We start from the raw sequence: 16,826 nt of genomic DNA on the forward strand, positions 1-16,826 counted from the left end.
TTTCCTTACACCACCATCGACACCGCCAGCGGCAGGAGAACCGCCGTGGCCACACCCATCAGACTCATCGCCAGCGCCGCGAAGGCGCCGCACTCTTCATTTTCCTGCATCGCCACGGCCGTGCCGACAGCGTGGGCCGTCATGCCCAGCGCCATCCCCCTGGCTTCCGGGCTGTGCACGCCGAGCCGGGTCAACAGGGCCGGGCCGAAAATCGCCCCGATCACACCCGTAATCAAGACGAACACCGCTGCCAGCGCCGCGACACCACCGATCTGCTCAGCCACCAACATGGCAATCGGCGAGGTTACCGACTTCGGCGCCATGGTCATCAGGATCATGTGTTCGGCACCGAACCACCAGCCCAGCAGCACGCCCATGCCCGTAGCCACGACACCACCTATCACCAGCGTAGTAAATATCGGCCAGAACAACTGCCGAATCCGTCGCAGGTTGAGGTAAAGCGGCACCGCCAGCGCGACAGTGGCCGGGCCGAGCAGGATGCTCAGGATCTCGGTGCTCTTGCGGTACTCGGCGTAGGTCAGGCCGCAGCCCGCCAGCACGCCGATCACCAGTAACATGGAGACCAGCACCGGCTGCAAAAAGATCCAACGGGTTTTCTCGAATGCCGCCAGGACGAGTTGATAGGCGCCAAGGGTAATGCCTATGCCGAACAATGGATGGTGAATCACCGACGTCCAGGCGCCGTGCCAGTCAAAGATCATTGGCTGTCCTCGGAGTGAGCGTGACGCTTGACCATGCGCTGCATCAGCACCCCGGCGAAGGCCATCGAAAGCAGCAGCGACAACACCAGCGCACCGACAATGGCCCAGAAGTCCGCCGCGATGTCAGTGGCATAGACCATCACGCCCACGGCTGGCGGCACCAGCAACAGCGGCAGGTAGCGCAACAGGCTGCTGGCCGCCAGGTTCAGTGGCTCGCCGACCTGTCCGCGATAGATGAGGTACACCAGCAACAGCAGCAACCCCACAATCGGCCCCGGCAGCACGGGCAAAAACAAATGATTGATCGCCGTGCCGAGCAATTGGAACAGCACCAGCCACGTCAGACCCCGTAGCAACATTGTTGACCTCCCGCAAAATCCGTCACCCGCATTGGCCGGGCATTATAAGCATGCCCGCGCTATAGACCGGCATTCGCCAAAAGCATGGTCAGTTGACCGGAGCGTTTGGTCATGTTGATCTAAAGTGGTAAGCCGGGAGGTCAGATCCCCGCAAGCCAAAACTAAAAAACCGATGAACCCAAGGAGAGTCTCAATGCCCTATGTTCCAGTTGCAGAGCTCAAAGATTATGTCGGCAAGGAACTTGGACGTTCCGAATGGCTCACTATCGATCAGGAGCGCATCAACCTGTTCGCCGAAGCCACAGGGGACTTTCAGTTCATCCACGTCGACCCGGTCAAGGCCGCGCAAACGCCATTTGGCAGCACCATCGCTCACGGCTTTCTGACGCTGTCGCTGATCCCGAAACTGATGGAAGACATCCTCGTCATGCCCGAAGGCTTGAAGATGGTGGTCAACTACGGCCTCGACAGCGTGCGCTTCATTCAGCCGGTCAAGGTCAATTCGAAAGTGCGACTCAAGGTCGACCTGACCGAAGTCATCGAGAAAAAACCCGGCCAATGGCTGCTCAAGGCCACCACCACCCTGGAAATCGAAGGTTCGGACAAGCCGGCGTACATCGCCGAACCCCTGTCCCTGTGCTTCGTATAAACCTTCCCGGATGCGAAGCAGCTCATGCTGTTTCGCGCCTTCTAGCGGCACCTCACCCTATATAAGGACACATAGCTGCGGCATACTCCCTCGCCTAATTGCCCGGAATCCGCTATGCGCCCACTTGCACTCCTTGCCTTGACCCTGATGCTCACCGCTTGCGGCGACGGCGAATCGCTTTTGGCCCCCGACGCCCGCCTGCCGGATGGCGGACGCTATCGTGGTGACCTGGTCAATGGCTTGCTGCAAGGCAAGGGACGCATCGACTACCCGAACGGCAGCTGGTACGCCGGCGAATTCGACAAAGGCCAGTGGCATGGCCAGGGCGAATGGCACGGCAGCAACGGCGAGGTCTATCGCGGGCAGTTCAATCAGGGACTGTTCGACGGCCAGGGGGCGCTGACCACCAATACCAGCAATTACAGCGGCGGCTTCAAGGCCGGCCGACGCGACGGCGAAGGCACCCTCAAAGAAAACGGCATGAGCTATCGCGGAGAGTTCAAGGCCGATCAATTCGCCGGCCTGGGTCGCCTCGAACTTGAAGACGGCAGCACCTATCAGGGCCAGTTCGCCCACGGCAAACCCAATGGCGAAGGCCAGCGCAGTGACGGCAACGGCAATCAGTTCACCGGGCACTTCGTCGAAGGCCAACTGGAAGGCAACGGCACGTTCAACAGTGCCGATGGCGACATCTATGTCGGCAGCTTCAAGAACAATCAACTGCACGGCAAAGGCCGCTACGAAAACGCCGACGGCGATGTCTGGCTGGGCCAGTTCAAGGAAGGCTCGCTGAACGGCAAGGGCGAGTTGATCGGCACTGACGGCAGCCACTACATCGGCCAGTTCAATGACTGGCGCTTTTCCGGCCAGGGCCGACTGAACCTGTCTGACGGCAGTTTTTACACCGGTCAGTTCGACAACGACAGTTACCAGGGGCGCGGCACATTGGTGCTGACCGACGGCACCGTGCTCAGCGGCACCTGGATCAGCGGCCAGCGCGTGCGCGACGCCGAGGGCAAGTTATTGCCCGACACCCTGGAACTCGGCCTGCTGGCCCAGGGGCGCTTGCTCGACGCAGCGCTGACCAATATTCCGCCCTCGACCCCAGCGGTGGAACTGTATTCGTTGACCCTGGGCGGTGATGGCAAGCAAAGCGTGTTTCTGCGCGAATCCGACTACGTCGCCAATATGCTCAACAGCCGTTTCGGCGCTTTCGGCCAGATCCGCCTGGTGAACCATCGCGATCACCTCGCCGACCGCCCGATGGCGACTCGGGAAAACCTGCGCCGTGCCGCCCTGACGCTCGCCGAGCGCAGCGGGCCGGAAGACCTGATTTTCATCTACCTGACCAGCCATGGCACCAGCGAACACGAGCTGGTGCTTGACCAGCCACGCATGGAGTTGGCCGACCTGCCAGCCGACGAAATGGCTGCTGTCCTCGCCCCGTTGAAAAACCGCGACAAGATCATCGTGATTTCGGCCTGTTACTCCGGCGGATTCCTCCCCGCCCTCAAGGATGAACGAACCCTGATCATGACAGCCTCGCGGGCCGACCGGGTGTCTTTCGGTTGCTCGGAAGAGGCCAACTTCACTTACTTCGGCGATGCACTGTTCGCCCAGGCCCTGAACCAGACCGATGATCTGGAACAAGCCTTCAAACTGGCCAAGGCCACTGTCGCCGAACGTGAACTGGCAGACGGTTTCGAAGCCTCCGAACCACAGATCTGGGCACCGAAAACCGTCCTCTCGCATTGGCAATTACTGCGCAAACAGCAGGCACGAAAAGCCCTGCAAAGTGCGTCTATCGAAAGCAAGGATGCAAACAGCAACTAAGCTGAACAGTATCAAGGGAGAAACACTATGTACTTGACGCCCCAGCACGTGCTGCTTGCCGGAGCCACTGGTTTGACGGGTGAACACCTGCTTGATCGCCTGCTTAACGAGCCAACGATTGCCCGGGTATTGGCACCCTCACGCCGGCCCCTGGCCAAGCACCCCCACCTTGAAAACCCGGTCGGCGACCCGGTGGAGCTTCTGCCGCAGTTGAACGGTCGTGTCGACATCGCCTACTGCTGCCTGGGCACCACCATCAAACAGGCGGGCTCGGAACAGGCGTTCCGCGCGGTGGACCTGGACATGGTCGTGGCCTTTGCCAAACGCGCACGGGAGATGGGCGCAAGGCATTTGATCGTGATCAGTGCACTGGGAGCCGATCGCAGATCCACAATTTTCTACAACCGGGTCAAAGGCGAGATGGAGTACGCACTGCGCGCGCAGGACTGGCCGCAGCTGACTATTTGCCGACCTTCGCTGTTGCTGGGCGAACGCACCGAACCGCGACTGGGCGAGAAAGTCGCCGGCCCGTTGTCACGACTGATCCCTGGCAAATACCATGGTATCGAGGCCTGCCAACTTGCTCGCGCGATGTGGCGCCTGGCGCTGGAAGAGCAGGACGGGGTCAGGATTGTCGAGTCGGATGAGCTGAGGAAGTTGGGCAAGTAATTTTATAGTGCCTGAGCGGGCCTCATCGCGGGCAAGCCCGCTCCCACAGGATTTTGTGTCGTACACAAATTTTGTAATCGCTGAAAAACCTGTGGGAGCGAGCTTGCTCGCGATAGAGCGCGAAGCGCTCTCTTACAATCCACCCGTCGCCTGAAAATTCACGCCCAAAACCGTGAGCAACGACAGCGGCAACAGCAGCGTGTCGAGCAACGCACTGGCCGGCAGGTCGACACCGGGATAGCTCGGCGCTTCGGCTCCGAAACGGTCCTTGGCGCAGCACCCACCGTTCATCGCGTACAAATCCAGACGAGTCCCCGAGTACACCACTGGCGCCCCCGGCTTCGCCGCATCGAGCGTGCGCGCCGTGGCGCACCCGACCAATTGCAGCGCCAGTACCATCACCAGCAGCTTATTCATCGCTGGTCAAATGATGCTCGCCCCAGCGCGGCAACATGTCCTGAGGAATATTCAGCAGGTTGAGAATCCGTGCCACGACGAAATCGATCAGGTCGTCGATGGTTTGCGGCTGATGATAGAAGCCCGGAGATGCCGGCAGGATTGTCACGCCCATGTTCGACAACTTGAGCATGTGCTCCAAGTGAATGCTCGAATACGGAGCTTCACGAGGCACGAGAATCAGCTGGCGACGCTCTTTGAGCGTCACATCGGCGGCACGCTCGATCAGGTTGTTGCAGGCACCCGTGGCGATGGCCGACAAAGTACCCGTCGAACACGGCACCACCACCATCGCCGCTGGTGCGCCAGAGCCCGAAGCCACTGGCGACATCCAGTCTTCCTTGCCGTACACCCGAATCTGCCCGGCGGCAGCGCCCGTGTATTCGGTGAGGAACGCCTGCATCATCTGCGGTTTGTTCGGCAGCGTGACGTCAGTTTCGGTGGCCATCACCAACTGCGCGGCTTTGGAAATCATGAAGTGCACTTCACGATCCTCCCGCACCAGGCAGTCGAGCAGGCGCAAACCGTACTGGGCGCCGGAAGCGCCGGTCATCGCCAGCGTGATGCGGTCCGGGCCGTTGTTCACTTGAGCGCCTCGGCCAGCTTGCCGTGCAGGCCGCCAAAGCCGCCATTGCTCATGATCACCACGTGGGTGCCCGGTTGCGCCTGGCTCTTCACGCGCTCGATGATGCCTTCCAGCGAATCGCTGACAATCGACGGCACAGTGCACAGCGCCGCAGTACCCGCCAGGTCCCAGCCGAGGTTGGCTGGTGCATACCAGATCACCTGATCGGCATCGACCACGCTTTCCGGCAATCCGTCACGGTGCGCGCCAAGCTTCATGGAGTTGGAACGCGGCTCGATGATCGCGATCAACGGTGCATCGCCGATGCGCTTGCGCAGCCCGTCGAGGGTGGTGGCGATGGCAGTCGGGTGGTGCGCGAAGTCGTCATAGATGGTGATGCCACGGACTTCCGCAACTTTCTCCATCCGGCGCTTCACGCTTTTGAAGGCGCTCAACGCGGCGATGCCCATGGACGGCACCACGCCGACGTGGCGTGCGGCAGCCAGGGTCGCCAGGGCGTTGGCGACGTTGTGCTGACCAGTCATGTCCCACTCGACCACACCCTGGGCGACGCCATCGAACATCACTTCGAACTTCGAGCCATCTTCACTGAGCAGCTTGACCTGCCACTGACCGCCGGCACCGGTGGTTTGCACCGGCGTCCAGCAGCCCATCTCGATAACACGCTGCAACGCCGGCTCAGTGGTCGGATGAATCACCAGGCCTTCGCTCGGGATGGTCCGCACCAGGTGATGGAACTGTCGCTCGATGGCCGGCAGGTCCGGAAAGATGTCCGCATGATCGAATTCGAGGTTGTTCAGGATTGCCGTACGCGGACGGTAGTGCACGAACTTCGAACGCTTGTCGAAGAACGCACTGTCGTACTCGTCGGCTTCGATGACGAAGAACGGCGTATCGCCCAGGCGCGCCGACACCGAGAAGTTTTGTGGCACGCCGCCGATCAGGAAACCCGGGGCCATGCCCGCGTGCTCCAGTACCCAGGCCAGCATGCTGCTGGTGGTGGTCTTGCCGTGCGTACCGGCAACGGCCAGTACCCAACGACCTTGCAGCACGTGATCGGCCAGCCATTGCGGGCCTGAGACGTAAGGCAGGCCTTTGTTCAGCACGTACTCCACAGCCGGGTTACCCCGGGACATGGCGTTGCCGATCACTACCAGATCAGGGGCCGGATCAAGTTGCGCCGGGTCGTAGCCTTGGGTCAATTCGATACCCTGGGCTTGCAGCTGAGTGCTCATCGGCGGATAGACGTTGGCATCGGAGCCCGTCACGTGATGGCCCAGCTCTTTGGCCAGAACCGCCATTGACCCCATGAAAGTGCCGCAGATACCAAGAATATGAATGTGCATAGTCGACCTCGTAAAACTTGGTCGCAGGTTAGCTTAGGGAGGGGAAAATCGCACTCTTTAGCTGAGATTCGCTGTGGTCATTGTGGCGAGGGAGCTTGCTCCCTCGCTACAAAAGCTTTTATCGGGCAATCCCATGTTTACGCAGCTTCCGATAGAGGGTATTTCGACTGACCCCCAACTGCTCCGCCGTATGCGTCATATGCCACCGCGCCTGCTCCAGCGCCGCGAGCAACGCCAGCCGCTCGGCATCTTCCAGCGGATGCTCCGACGCCTCTTCAATCGTCGACACCACCGGCCGCGCCTGGCGAATCATTGCCGGCAAATCCTCCAGGCCGATCCGCCCGTCTTCACACAGTGCCGCCAACGTACGCAGCACATTACGCAACTGCCGCACGTTGCCCGGCCAAGCGAATCCCAATAAGGCCTCCCGCGCCGGTCCGTCGATCAACACCGTTTCCGCGCCCGCCTCCTCGGCCAGCAAAAAGTCGAGCAACCGGGATTTGTCGCTACGCTCGCGCAACGGCGGCAATGCGACTTCCAGCCCGTTGAGGCGGTAATACAAATCCTCGCGGAAGCTGCCGTCCTCCACGCGATCCAGCAAGTTGCGGTGGGTGGCACTGATGATCCGCACATTCACCGCTTCCGGCTCGCCACCGATCGGCACCACTTGCCGGTCCTCCAGCACTCTGAGCAATCGCGTCTGCAGGGCCAGTGGCATGTCACCGATTTCATCGAGGAACAAGGTCCCGCCATCAGCCTGTTGCAACTTGCCGCGCATGCCTTCCTTGCGCGCACCGGTAAAGCTGCCGCCGCGATATCCGAACAGTTCGCTTTCGATCAGGCTTTCGGGAATGGCCGCGCAATTGAGGGCGACAAAGGCTTTTTCCGCCCGCTGGCTGGCGTGGTGCACGGCTTTGGCGAAAGCTTCCTTGCCGGAGCCGGTTTCGCCATTGATCAGCAGCGGCACGTCGCGCTCGTACACGCGCAGGGCCTTGCGGAAATCCGCCTGCAACGCTGCGTCATCCAGGCAAATACCCGACAGTCGCGGCGCCTGCGCAACCTTGAGAGCAGGCATCACCGGAGTTGGCAGCGACCGCCTCGCCTCACCACGCAATACCGCGAACAACTTGCGACCATCACGGGTGCGCAAGGGCCAACTGGCGGCGGCATTAGTGCTCGCGCGACCGAGCAACTCATCGAGCGAACAATCGAAAAACGCCTCAACCGACTTACCCAACAAGCCGCCGCGAATATGTCCCAGCAGGTTCAGCGCACTCTGGTTCACCGCGCAAATGCGCCCTTCTCCGTCGAATGCCAGCAACCCTTCACTGAACAAACCGACAGACTCGGCCTGCAAATGAAAACGCAGCAACCATTGATTGTCGAAGCAGCGCAGGAAGTAGCAGCTCTCGATCATCTTCGCCGACAGATTGACCAGCGCCATGGTGTGGAACTGACTTTGCCTTGAGGCATCACGGCGCGCCGACGACACGTCGAGCACCGCCAGCAGTTCGCCATGAGGATCGAAGACCGGGCTCGCCGAACAGGTCAGGCCGGTGTGGCGGCCGCGAAAGTGTTCGTCCTGATGAATGGTCAGCGACTGACGCTCCACCAGGCAGGTGCCGATGCCGTTGGTGCCTTCACAGGCTTCGCTCCAGTCGGCGCCGAGCCAGAGTCCGGCACGCTCGAAAATCTGCCGCTCGGCGGGCGCAGTGACGCAATTGAGGATCACGCCGCGGGCGTCGGTCAGCAATACCGCATGGCCGGCACCGGAGAGCTGCTGGTGCAGGCTGGTCATTTCATTGCCGGCAATGTGCAGCACTTGCTGCAAGCGTTCGCGGCTTTCCAGGACGCGACCATGTTCCAGCACCGTCGGCGCGATGCTCAAGGCCGGATCGAGGTGATAGTCCTCAAGGCAGCGCAGCCAGGAACGGGCGATGGACGGATCGCTGCCGGGACCGTGCAGGTGGGCCTTGCCCTGGGTCACGGTCAATACTTGCTGGGCATGGCGACTCAAATGGTTGTCGTGCATTTCTTGTTATTCTCCCCGGGGCTCGGCGTCCCGTGCATGAGGTGATGCCGAGCATCCTCCAGCCTGGCCTGCATTGCAATGCTTGCAAGACTACCCAGTCACAGGTTGTGCCAGAAACGGTACAAAGTGTCACGCCGGCTGTACCGCAAGCGTCACAGGCATGCTCCATCCGTCCGACAAAAAATGCGCAAGGCCTTGATTTGCCTGAGCTGCAGCGCACTGGCCCGACCCTTGCTCTACGCTTAAAGCAAGCGCACATGCGCGACTCCCTATAAGCACAAAAGCAAGGAGAAACCACTATGCGTTACGCTCACCCCGGTACTGAAGGCGCTATCGTTTCGTTCAAAGCCAAATACGGTAACTACATCGGCGGCGAGTTCGTCGCGCCTGTCAAAGGTCAGTACTTCACCAATACCTCGCCAGTGAATGGCCAACCGATTGCCGAATTCCCCCGTTCCACGGCCGAAGACATCGACAAGGCCCTGGACGCTGCCCACGCCGCTGCCGACGCGTGGGGTGCCACGTCCGCCCAGGCGCGCTCGCTGGTGCTGCTGAAAATCGCCGACCGCATCGAACAGAACCTCGAACTGCTGGCAATCACCGAATCCTGGGACAACGGCAAAGCCGTGCGCGAAACGCTTAACGCCGACATCCCGCTGGCCGCCGACCACTTTCGCTACTTCGCCGGTTGCATCCGTGCCCAGGAAGGCAGCGCTGCCGAAATCGACGGCAACACCGTGGCCTATCACATCCATGAACCGCTGGGCGTGGTCGGGCAGATCATTCCGTGGAACTTCCCGATCCTGATGGCCGCCTGGAAACTCGCCCCGGCCCTGGCCGCCGGCAACTGCGTGGTGCTCAAGCCTGCCGAGCAAACCCCGCTGGGCATTACCGTGCTGGTCGAACTGATCGGCGACCTGCTGCCACCGGGCGTGCTGAACATTGTGCAAGGCTTCGGCAAAGAGGCCGGCGAAGCGCTGGCCACCAGCAAACGCATCGCCAAGATTGCCTTTACCGGCTCGACCCCGGTCGGCTCGCACATCATGAAATGCGCAGCGGAAAACATCATTCCGTCCACTGTGGAGCTGGGCGGCAAGTCGCCAAACATTTTCTTCGAAGACATCATGAAGGCCGAACCGTCCTTCATCGAGAAAGCCGCCGAAGGCCTGGTGCTGGCATTTTTCAACCAGGGCGAAGTCTGCACCTGCCCTTCCCGTGCGCTGGTGCAAGAGTCGATCTACGACGAGTTCATGCAAGTGGTGATGAAGAAGGTCCTGCAAATCAAACGTGGCGACCCGCTGGACACCGAGACCATGGTCGGCGCCCAGGCGTCCGAGCAGCAATTCGATAAAATCCTTTCGTACCTGGAAATCGCCAAGGGCGAAGGCGCCGAGCTGCTGACCGGCGGCAAAGTGGAAAAACTCGAGGGCAACCTGGCAAGCGGATATTACATCCAGCCGACCCTGCTCAAGGGCACCAACAAAATGCGTGTGTTCCAGGAAGAAATCTTCGGCCCGGTGGTGAGCATCACCACCTTCAAGGACGAAGCCGAAGCCCTGGCCATCGCCAACGACACCGAGTTCGGCCTGGGTGCCGGCCTCTGGACCCGCGACATCAACCGCGCCTACCGCATGGGCCGCGCCATCAAGGCCGGTCGTGTGTGGACCAACTGCTACCACCTGTACCCGGCGCACGCCGCGTTCGGTGGCTACAAGAAGTYCGGCGTCGGTCGTGAAACCCACAAGATGATGCTCGACCACTACCAACAGACCAAAAACCTGCTGGTGAGCTACGACATCAATCCGCTGGGCTTCTTCTAAAAACCGGGGGCGACACAGATATTTCTGTGTCGCCCTTCAAGCAGCCATCGCGAGCAAGCTCGCTCCCACACTGATTTGAGTAAGCCTCAAAAAGTGGATTTACCCACAACCCTGTGGGAGCGAGCTTGCTCGCGATGGCGTCCTAAATGACTCAACACCCAAGGCCTGGCCGCTCTGGCACGGGCCTTGCCTACCCATCATTCAGGATTTGCACCCAACCCGTCGCACCCGAAAGTCCAAAAGATCGAACAATAAAAAATAGAGAGGACTTATGACTACTTCTTCCACACAGCTCAAACCTACACTCGGCACCCTGCATCTATGGGGCATTGCCGTCGGCCTGGTGATTTCCGGCGAGTACTTCGGCTGGAGTTACGGCTGGGGCACCGCAGGCACACTGGGTTTTCTCGTCACCGCACTGATGGTGGCGACGATGTACACCTGCTTCATTTTCAGCTTCACCGAACTGACGACTGCGATTCCCCACGCTGGCGGGCCGTTTGCCTATAGCCGCCGGGCCTTTGGCGAAAAAGGCGGGTTGATCGCCGGCATCGCCACCCTGATCGAATTCGTCTTTGCACCACCGGCCATCGCCATGGCCATCGGCGCCTACCTCAACGTGCAATACCCGGAACTGGACCCGAAGATCGCCGCCGTTGGCGCCTATTTCGTGTTCATGGGCCTGAACATCCTCGGCGTCAGCATCGCCGCCACCTTCGAGTTGGTGGTCACTGTGCTGGCGGTCGCTGAACTGCTGGTGTTCATGGGCGTGGTCGCCCCGGGCTTCAGCTTCAGCAACTTTGTACTCAATGGCTGGTCGGGTGCCAATGAATTCACGATGGGCTCGATTCCCGGTATTTTCGCCGCCATTCCCTTCGCGATCTGGTTCTTTCTCGCGATCGAAGGTGCAGCCATGGCCGCCGAAGAAGCCAAGGACCCGAAACGCACCATCCCCAAAGCCTATGTCAGCGGCATTTTGACCCTGGTGTTCCTGGCCATCGGCGTGATGGTGATGGCCGGTGGTGTCGGCGACTGGCGTCAACTGTCGAACATCAACGATCCGTTGCCTCAGGCGATGAAAGCCGTGGTCGGCAACAATTCGTCCTGGATGCACATGCTGGTGTGGATCGGTTTGTTCGGCCTGGTGGCGAGCTTTCACGGGATCATTCTTGGCTATTCACGGCAGTTCTTCGCCCTGGCTCGCGCCGGTTACCTGCCCAAAGGCCTGGCCAAACTCTCGCGCTTCCAGACTCCGCACCGGGCAATTCTGGCCGGCGGTGTGATCGGCATCGCGGCGATCTACAGCGACGGTCTGGTCAACCTGCAAGGCATGACCCTGACGGCGGCAATGATCACCATGTCGGTATTCGGCGCCATCGTGATGTACATCATCAGTATGCTGAGCCTGTTCAAACTGCGTAAAACCGAACCGAACCTGGAACGCACCTTCCGCGCCCCGGGCTATCCGATCGTACCGGGGATCGCGCTGTTTCTGGCGGTGGTGTGCCTGGTGGCGATGGCCTGGTTCAACACCGTGATCGGCCTGGTTTTCCTCGGTTTCATGGTTGCCGGTTACCTGTACTTCCAGTTGACCGCCAAGCAACGTTCCGAGGCACCGGCAGACGCTATGCTCGAAGGTATCTAAATGCACCGGCACCGGGCCGCGAGCCTGGTGCCTGCATTATTGAAGTGCATGCAATTCCCTTGTGGGAGCGGGCTTGCTCGCGAAGGCGGTGTGTCAGTCAGCACATGTGGCGGATGCAAGACTGCTATCGCGAGCAAGCTCGCTCCCACAGAACAGCGCATCGAATTTTTGAATTGATCAGGAGGCCCCGCCCCATGGCCGTATATGCCCATACCGTCGGCGCCCAGACTTACCGCTTCGACAGCCTCAAGGATGTGATGGCCAAGGCCAGCCCGGCGCGCTCCGGGGATTTTCTGGCCGGCGTCGCGGCCCTCAATGACGGCGAGCGTGTCGCGGCACAGATGGCTTTGGCCGACACGCCGCTAAGCCACTTCCTGCAGGAAGCGCTGATCCCCTACGAATCCGATGAAGTCACCCGCCTGATCATCGACACCCATGACAAACAAGCCTTCGCGGTCGTCAGCCACCTCACCGTCGGCGGCTTTCGCGACTGGCTGCTCAGCGATGCCGCCGACGAACAGGTCCTGCGCGCCCTGGCCCCCGGCCTGACTCCGGAAATGGCCGCCGCCGTGTCGAAGATCATGCGTGTGCAGGATCTGGTACTGGTGGCGCAAAAAATCCGCGTGGTTACACAGTTTCGCGGCACCCTGGGCCTGCGCGGTCGACTGTCCACACGCCTGCAACCGAACCACCCCACCGACGAACCGGCCGGTATCGCCGCAAGCATTCTCGACGGTCTGCTGCACGGTAATGGCGACGCAATGATCGGCATCAACCCCGCCACCGACAGCATCGCTTCGATTTGCGCCATGCTGGAGATGCTCGACGCGATCATCCAGCGCTACGAAATCCCGACCCAGGCTTGTGTGCTGACCCATGTCACCACGTCGATCGAAGCGGTCAATCGCGGCGTCCCGCTGGATCTGGTGTTCCAGTCGATCGCCGGCACCGAAGCGGCCAACGCCAGTTTCGGCATTAACCTGAGTATATTGAGGGAGGGCCATGACGCCGGTTTGAGTCTGAATCGCGGTACGCTGGGCCAGAACCTGATGTACTTCGAAACCGGTCAGGGCAGCGCCCTGTCGGCCAACGCCCACCATGGCGTCGATCAACAAACCTGCGAAACCCGGGCCTACGCCGTCGCGCGTCATTTCAACCCGTTCCTGGTCAACACCGTCGTCGGTTTCATCGGCCCGGAATACCTGTACAACGGCAAACAGATCATCCGCGCCGGCCTGGAAGACCACTTCTGCGGCAAGCTTTTGGGCGTGCCCATGGGTTGCGACATCTGCTACACCAACCACGCCGAAGCCGACCAGGACGATATGGACACCCTGCTGACCCTGCTGGGCGTCGCCGGGATCAACTTCATCATGGGTATCCCCGGCTCCGACGACATCATGCTCAACTACCAGACCACCTCGTTCCACGATGCGCTCTACGCCCGGCAGACCCTGGGGTTGAAGCCCGCGCCGGAGTTCGAGCAGTGGCTGGCGAAAATGGGCATCTTCACCCAGGCGGACGGCCGGGTTCTGTTTGGCAACAGCCTGCCGCCGGCCTTTCGCCAGGCATTGGCGCAACTGGGATGAAAACTGACATGGATAAACTACCCTTCGATCCCCACAATCCATGGCTGGAACTGCGACGCCTGACACCGGCGCGAATTGCCCTGGGCCGAACCGGCACCAGCATTCCCACTCGCGCACAACTGGACTTCCAATACGCCCATGCTCAGGCGCGGGATGCGGTGCACTTGCCGTTCGATCATGCGGCACTCAGCTCACAACTGGCCGAACGCGGACACGAAAGCCTTGTACTGCACAGCGCAGCGATCGACCGCAACAGTTACCTGCAACGCCCGGACCTGGGACGAAAACTGAGTGACGCATCGGCAAAGACCTTGCGTGAATACGCTTCGGCGCATCCTGGCGGGGTCGATTTGGTGATAGTGATCGCTGACGGCCTGTCGGCACTGGCCGTTCATCGCCATACCCTGCCCTTTCTGGCGCGCCTCGAAGAACAGATTGCAGCGCAAGGCTGGACGGTAGCGCCGGTGATTTTGGTGGAACAGGGGCGCGTGGCGGTCGCTGACGAAATCGGTGAATTGCTCGGAGCGAAAATGACCGTGATCCTCATCGGCGAACGCCCTGGCCTGAGCTCCCCGGATAGCCTGGGTTTATATTTCACCTACAATCCCAAGATCGGCCTTACCGATGCCTACCGTAATTGCATCTCCAACGTGCGGCTTGAAGGCCTGAGTTACGGCATGGCGGCACACCGTTTGCTTTATTTGATGCGCGAAGCCTGCCGGCGGCAGTTGTCAGGGGTCAATCTGAAGGATGAAGCGCAGGTTCAGACACTGGAGTCGGACGCGCAAGCCGACATGAAAGGTAATTTCCTGCTTGGCCCGCCGAATGCCTGAACCGCTTGCGCGTTGCACATTCGTACCAGTTTCAGGCAGGATCGTGGCACGGCCGCCAAGGGTTTCCCATCGCCGTCAGAGACGTAAGACAGCCACTTGAAGACGAGACCTACCATGCGGATTATTCAAGCGACCCTCGAACACCTGGACCTGCTGACCCCGTTGTTCGTCAAATATCGCGAGTTTTATGGTTCCCTGCCGTATCCGGACTCGTCCCGGGCGTTCCTCGAAAAGCGCCTGCGCCGCAAGGAGTCGGTGATCTACCTGGCGCTGTCCGATGACGACAGCAACAGACTGATGGGTTTCTGCCAGCTATACCCGAGCTTCTCCTCGCTTTCGCTCAAACGCGTGTGGATCCTCAACGATATTTATGTCGCCGAGGATGCCCGCCGCCAGTTGGTGGCCGACAACCTGATCCGCACCGCAAAAAAAATGGCCAAGGAAACCAATGCCGTGCGCATGCGTGTTTCCACCAGCAGCAACAACGAAGTCGCGCAGAAAACCTATGAGTCCATCGGATTCAAGGAAGACACCGAATTCAAGAACTATGTGCTGCCGATCAGCGACGAACTCTGAATCACCTGCACCTGTGGGAGCGAGCCGGCTCGCTCCCACGGGTTCGGTATCAAGCCATCGGTCTTGTCATGACATTCCCCGCTACAATCTCGACGCGATTTTCACCTCTCGCCTCGTATAATCCCGAACTCCCCGGCTTGTAAGAAAAACTACCCTTATCCGTAGTCTTACGCGAAGTCATCCGCACAGGCCTGCTGAGTCGGGCCATTACCACAGGTGCTTTCCATGGATTTCAACCCGATCGACATCGTCCTGCATCTCGACGTCTACCTCGACATGCTTGTAACCAACTACGGGGCATGGATCTACGCCATCCTGTTTATGGTGATCTTCTGTGAAACCGGTCTGGTGGTCATGCCCTTCCTGCCGGGCGACTCCCTGCTGTTCATTGCCGGCGCCGTGGCGGCCGGTGGCGGCATGGACCCGGTACTGCTCGGCGGCCTGCTTATGCTCGCGGCGATTCTGGGTGACAGCACCAACTACATCATCGGACGAACGGCGGGTGAAAAACTGTTCAGCAATCCGAATTCGAAGATTTTCCGCCGCGATTACCTGCAACAAACCCACGATTTCTACGACAAACATGGCGGCAAAACCGTGACCCTGGCGCGTTTCCTGCCGATCATCCGCACCTTTGCACCGTTCGTCGCCGGTGTCGGGAAAATGCCTTATCCGCGTTTCTTCGCCTTCAGTGTCTTCGGCACTGTTTTGTGGGTCGGCGGGCTGGTGACCCTCGGTTACTTCTTCGGCAACGTGCCGTTCATCAAGAAGAACCTGTCGCTGCTGGTAGTCGGCATCATCCTGCTCTCGCTGGTGCCGATGATCATTGGCATGGTGCGTAACCGCCTTGCGGGTTCGAGCTCCAAAGCCGAATCGCGATGACACGATGTGGTCCCTGAGCGCCTGGCGTCGCCGGCGCACCCTGGCCAGGCACCCGATTGCCGATGACATGTGGCAACGGGTGCGCCATCACCTGAGTTTTCTCGATGGCATCAGTGCCGCCGAAGACCAATGGCTGCGCGAAGCCTGCGTGCTGTTCCTCGAAGACAAGCATCTGACCGCCCTGCCCGGTGTCGAACTGCATCAGGAGCAACGCTTGCTGCTCGCGGCCCAGGCGCAACTGCCGCTGCTGAACCTCGGCGACCTGAACTGGTATCAGGGCTTCCACGAAATCATTCTCTACCCCGACGACTTCCTCAGCCCCCAGCGCCATCGCGATGTCGGCGGCGTCGAGCACGAATGGGTGGGTGAGCACAGCGGTGAAGCGTGGCAGCAAGGCCCGATCATCCTTGCCTGGCCGGGCGTAATGGCCAGCGGAGGCTGGGAAGGCTACAACCTGGTCATCCACGAACTGGCGCACAAACTCGACATGCTCAATGGCGTCGCCAACGGCTTGCCGCCGTTGCACCCGGACATGCGGGTCAGCGACTGGGCCAGCGTCATGCAAAAGGCCTACGACGACCTCGACCGGCAACTGGAACGCAATCCCGATGCCAAAACTGCCATCGACCCGTATGCCGCCGAAAACCCTGCCGAGTTCTTCGCCGTCACCAGCGAATACTTCTTCAGCGCCCCGGATTTGCTGCACAAGGCTTATCCACAGGTGTACCAGCAGCTGAAGTTGTTCTATCGCCAGGACCCGCTGGCGAGGTTGAAGCAACTAAAGGCGCATGACCCTGTCTATCAGGCACACCAGTGAGCGCCATACGAC

At 60.3% G+C, this 16,826-nt stretch carries 16 protein-coding genes; 10 read left to right on the forward strand and 6 right to left on the reverse strand.

Features of this window, described 5'->3' with window-relative positions; all coding sequences use genetic code 11:
- Positions 1–5: 5 nt before the first annotated feature.
- Together AC1DRN_RS01690 and AC1DRN_RS01695 are read right to left on the reverse strand one after the other, a co-directional pair.
- Positions 6–722, reverse strand: a complete 717-nt coding sequence (locus AC1DRN_RS01690; protein WP_223460881.1) for an LrgB family protein — start codon at positions 720–722, stop codon at positions 6–8.
- Complete coding sequence (locus AC1DRN_RS01695; RefSeq protein WP_223460879.1) at positions 719–1,081, reverse strand: CidA/LrgA family protein; 363 nt, start codon at positions 1,079–1,081, stop codon at positions 719–721. Before AC1DRN_RS01695 ends, AC1DRN_RS01690 begins: the two co-directional genes overlap by 4 nt.
- A 193-nt stretch (positions 1,082–1,274) precedes the next feature.
- On the opposite strand from AC1DRN_RS01695, the gene AC1DRN_RS01700 reads away from it, so the two are divergent.
- From AC1DRN_RS01700 to AC1DRN_RS01710, 3 genes are all read left to right on the forward strand, one after another.
- Positions 1,275–1,730 (forward strand): MaoC family dehydratase, encoded by a 456-nt coding sequence (locus AC1DRN_RS01700; protein WP_223460876.1) that lies wholly within the window; start codon positions 1,275–1,277, stop codon positions 1,728–1,730.
- A gap of 114 nt (positions 1,731–1,844) precedes the next feature.
- Positions 1,845–3,563, forward strand: a complete 1,719-nt coding sequence (locus tag AC1DRN_RS01705) for a C13 family peptidase (protein WP_223460874.1) — start codon at positions 1,845–1,847, stop codon at positions 3,561–3,563.
- A gap of 27 nt (positions 3,564–3,590) precedes the next feature.
- Positions 3,591–4,232 (forward strand): oxidoreductase, encoded by a 642-nt coding sequence (locus AC1DRN_RS01710; protein WP_223460871.1) that lies wholly within the window; start codon positions 3,591–3,593, stop codon positions 4,230–4,232.
- A 132-nt stretch (positions 4,233–4,364) separates the two neighbouring features.
- Here the strand turns inward: AC1DRN_RS01710 and AC1DRN_RS01715 are convergent, their stop codons facing one another.
- From AC1DRN_RS01715 to AC1DRN_RS01730, 4 genes are all read right to left on the reverse strand, one after another.
- The gene (locus AC1DRN_RS01715; protein WP_223460869.1) at positions 4,365–4,649 is read right to left on the reverse strand and encodes a YceK/YidQ family lipoprotein; all 285 of its coding nucleotides are present in this window, start codon (positions 4,647–4,649) and stop codon (positions 4,365–4,367) included.
- Positions 4,642–5,274, reverse strand: coding sequence for a flavin prenyltransferase UbiX (gene ubiX / locus AC1DRN_RS01720; RefSeq protein WP_223460866.1), 633 nt, complete (start codon positions 5,272–5,274; stop codon positions 4,642–4,644). The genes AC1DRN_RS01715 and ubiX overlap by 8 nt, the downstream gene beginning before the upstream one ends.
- Positions 5,271–6,620, reverse strand: coding sequence for a UDP-N-acetylmuramate:L-alanyl-gamma-D-glutamyl-meso-diaminopimelate ligase (gene mpl / locus AC1DRN_RS01725; RefSeq protein ID WP_223460865.1), 1,350 nt, complete (start codon positions 6,618–6,620; stop codon positions 5,271–5,273). Before mpl ends, ubiX begins: the two co-directional genes overlap by 4 nt.
- Positions 6,621–6,738: 118 nt before the next feature.
- Complete coding sequence (locus AC1DRN_RS01730) at positions 6,739–8,652, reverse strand: sigma-54-dependent Fis family transcriptional regulator (protein WP_223460863.1); 1,914 nt, start codon at positions 8,650–8,652, stop codon at positions 6,739–6,741.
- Between the two features lie 299 nt (positions 8,653–8,951).
- Here AC1DRN_RS01730 and exaC point away from each other — a divergent pair, with 299 nt between their 5' ends.
- From exaC to AC1DRN_RS01765, 7 genes are all read left to right on the forward strand, one after another.
- Positions 8,952–10,472: an acetaldehyde dehydrogenase ExaC gene (gene exaC / locus AC1DRN_RS01735; protein ID WP_477786613.1), complete on the forward strand. Its 1,521-nt coding sequence runs from the start codon at positions 8,952–8,954 to the stop codon at positions 10,470–10,472.
- A gap of 271 nt (positions 10,473–10,743) precedes the next feature.
- Complete coding sequence (gene eat, locus AC1DRN_RS01740; RefSeq protein ID WP_223460858.1) at positions 10,744–12,117, forward strand: ethanolamine permease; 1,374 nt, start codon at positions 10,744–10,746, stop codon at positions 12,115–12,117.
- A gap of 194 nt (positions 12,118–12,311) precedes the next feature.
- Positions 12,312–13,706 carry an ethanolamine ammonia-lyase subunit EutB gene (locus tag AC1DRN_RS01745; protein ID WP_223460857.1) on the forward strand — a complete coding sequence of 465 codons (1,395 nt, stop codon included), beginning with the start codon at positions 12,312–12,314 and terminating at the stop codon, positions 13,704–13,706.
- An 8-nt stretch (positions 13,707–13,714) separates the two neighbouring features.
- Positions 13,715–14,539: an ethanolamine ammonia-lyase subunit EutC gene (gene eutC, locus AC1DRN_RS01750; protein ID WP_223460854.1), complete on the forward strand. Its 825-nt coding sequence runs from the start codon at positions 13,715–13,717 to the stop codon at positions 14,537–14,539.
- Between the two features lie 114 nt (positions 14,540–14,653).
- Positions 14,654–15,115 (forward strand): GNAT family N-acetyltransferase, encoded by a 462-nt coding sequence (locus AC1DRN_RS01755; RefSeq protein ID WP_223460852.1) that lies wholly within the window; start codon positions 14,654–14,656, stop codon positions 15,113–15,115.
- Positions 15,116–15,340: 225 nt separating this feature from the next.
- Positions 15,341–15,997 (forward strand): DedA family protein, encoded by a 657-nt coding sequence (locus AC1DRN_RS01760; protein WP_046041661.1) that lies wholly within the window; start codon positions 15,341–15,343, stop codon positions 15,995–15,997.
- A 4-nt stretch (positions 15,998–16,001) separates the two neighbouring features.
- Positions 16,002–16,814 carry a M90 family metallopeptidase gene (locus AC1DRN_RS01765; RefSeq protein ID WP_223460849.1) on the forward strand — a complete coding sequence of 271 codons (813 nt, stop codon included), beginning with the start codon at positions 16,002–16,004 and terminating at the stop codon, positions 16,812–16,814.
- Positions 16,815–16,826: the final 12 nt, after the last annotated feature.

The sequence above is a fragment of the Pseudomonas sp. P5_B3 genome (assembly GCF_056400405.1).